The organism is Microbacterium sp. P2_F9, from assembly GCF_056403635.1.
Window position 1 is genome coordinate 1 of record NZ_JBFUFC010000395.1, and the last position, 2,254, is coordinate 2,254.

General features: G+C 68.0%; 4 protein-coding genes. 3 read left to right on the forward strand and 1 reads right to left on the reverse strand.

What is annotated here, in order from left to right:
- On the reverse strand, window positions 1-389 hold a 389-nt coding region (locus AC1DVT_RS20295), incomplete at its 3' end, for a protein kinase domain-containing protein (RefSeq protein ID WP_477391208.1).
- A gap of 352 nt (window positions 390-741) precedes the next feature.
- Here AC1DVT_RS20295 and AC1DVT_RS20300 point away from each other — a divergent pair.
- From AC1DVT_RS20300 to AC1DVT_RS20310, 3 genes are all read left to right on the forward strand, one after another.
- Window positions 742-1,101 carry a PRC-barrel domain containing protein gene (locus AC1DVT_RS20300; protein WP_477391210.1) on the forward strand — a complete coding sequence of 120 codons (360 nt, stop codon included), beginning with the start codon at window positions 742-744 and terminating at the stop codon, window positions 1,099-1,101.
- Window positions 1,102-1,109: 8 nt separating this feature from the next.
- On the forward strand, window positions 1,110-1,700 hold the full coding sequence (locus AC1DVT_RS20305; protein ID WP_477391213.1) for a histidine phosphatase family protein: 591 nt from the start codon (window positions 1,110-1,112) through the stop codon (window positions 1,698-1,700).
- Window positions 1,684-2,254, forward strand: a 571-nt coding sequence (locus AC1DVT_RS20310) for an ADP-dependent NAD(P)H-hydrate dehydratase (protein WP_477391211.1), incomplete at its 3' end; no start/stop codon positions are given. The genes AC1DVT_RS20305 and AC1DVT_RS20310, both read left to right, overlap by 17 nt.

Genomic DNA, 2,254 nt, shown 5'->3' on the forward strand with positions numbered 1-2,254 from the left:
ACGGAGTGGAGTGCAGAAGCCAGTTGGACGGTGAGATGAGCGACGAGGTCTGGCGGCAGCGGGCCATCGTTGATGCGCTCGGCAAGGTTCGTGCCGTCGACGAATTCCATGACGAGGTATTGCGGCTGTCCTGGGTCGACGCTGCCGTCGAGGAGCTTCACGAGAGCGGGGTGATCGAGCGAGGCCAGCACCGTCATCTCGGTGCGCGCCCGAACCGGGGAGTCGACCGCGTCGGCATCGCCCCGGATGAGCTTGACGGCCACGGTCCGTCCGAGCCACAGGTCTTCGGCTCGATAGACGTGCGCCATGCCGCCCTCGCCGATGCGCTCGCCCAGCTGATAGCGGCCGCCTAGGAGGGCAGTCGTCGGTGCTTCTTGCAACGGCTGCATGACGCCCGTCCTTCCCTGCGGCAACGATCGGTGGCTCGATACGAGGACGCTACCTCGCTGAATTGCGAGGGCCAGATGGGTTGACAGACGCGCGGTCCGTCTGCTCGCGTCTGATCGCGCTCGAGGTCCGTCGATGCCCACGATCGCTCCGGTGTCAAGGACCCAGACACATCGGGCCGACCGCCCTGCGGACGATTCTGCCGCCGGCTGGGAGCCTGTCGCGTTTTACGCCATTTCGCGCGGTTCCGCCAGGGGGTCCTCGGCTTCGGCGACCGCGCATAGCGTGAACCTCGCAGCGGCCAACCCCGGTCGCGCATCCACCCTCGCCACCGAATGAGGACAAGGAGCAGAGATGTCTACATCATGGGACGCATGGAACTACCGGGAGTCGGCGGACCGCACACCCGAGTCCAGCAACCTGGTGGGCTACCACGTGCACGCCAGCGACGGTTCCATCGGCAAGATCGATGAGGCAAGCCACGAGGTGGGCACCAGCCGGATCGTCGTCGACACCGGCCCGTGGATCTTCGGGCGGAAGGTGGTCCTTCCTGCCGGAACGATCCAGCGAGTGGATGACGTGGAACAGAAGGTCTATGTCGACCTGACGAAGGACCAGATCAAGAACTCTCCGGAGCTGGATGAGTCCGCCACCGACGACGACCCCGCCTACCGAGATCGCCTCGACACCTATTACGGCGAGTTCTACCGGTGACCGCCGTGGTGCCCCGCCCCACGGCGCGCCCCCCCCCGCCCACGCAGAGCCAACACTCAGCCATCGACGGATTCTGGGTGTCGCCGTATGTGCGCGCCCGGCAGACCCTCGCGATCGCGCTGGGGGAAGACGGCCCCCACCCCCCGGTGGTCGTGGATGAGCGACTCAGGGATCGCGAACTGGGGATCCTCGATCTGCTGACCAGTCATGGTATCGCCCGTCTGCAGCCTGAGGAGATGGAGCGGCGCCGTCACCTCGGCAAGTTCTACCACCGACCCCCGGGCGGTGAATCGTGGGCCGATGTCGCACTGCGGCTTCGTTCGTTCCTGCGCGACGCGACGGAGATGGAGGGCGGCAGCGCGATGGTCGTCGCGCATGACGCCGTCGTGATGCTCCTGCTCTATCTGATGCTCCCCATGGACGAGGCGCAGCTGCTGGAGTTCGCGGCGACCAACACCGTCCTCAATGCGTCGGTGACCCACGTCGTGCGGGCCGGGAGGGGCTGGGAGCTGGTCGAATTCGCCTCGGTCGATCACCTCCGCCGTGAGGGCGCCGAGATCACCGTCCACCCCGGGCACCCCGATGTCGAGCCCGAGTAGCCCCGTCGGTCGGCAGCTGCTCCGGGAGTGGGGGCTGCCCGATCCTGGCGAGTCGAAGAAGTCCCGCGGTCGGGTGATGGTCGTCGGCGGGTCGCGGCGCTCGCCGGGTGCAGTCCTCCTCGCCGGAGAGGCGGCGCTGCGGGTCGGAGCGGGGCGGCTCGGGCTGGTCGCACCAGCCTCGATCGAGGCGCAGCTCGGGACCGCGATCCGCGAGGCGGCGATCTTCGCCCTCCCCGCCGAGGCGACCGATCCGCTCGGGCGCGCCGTGCGCGAAGAGCTGGAATCGGCTGATGCGGTGCTGGTCGGTCCGGGATTCGACGACGCGGACGAGACGCGCGGCACTCTGCTCGCCGTCGCTGACGCGCAGGTGGCCGCTCTGGTGCTCGACGCCTTCGCGATCGGCATCCTTCCTGACATCGACCGCACGCGGCTGCCGTCGACGCTCATTCTGAACGTCAATCTCGAAGAGGCGGCGATCCTCCTCGGCAGGGAGATCGGCGCGGACCGCGTCGATGACGTCCTCGAGATCGCACGGCGGTTCGACGCCGTGGTGA

Excerpts from the sequence above, each read along its gene's own strand:
- AC1DVT_RS20300 (WP_477391210.1), top strand. The coding sequence starts at position 742 with ATGTCTACATCATGGGACGCATGGAACTACCGGGAGTCGGCGGACCGC.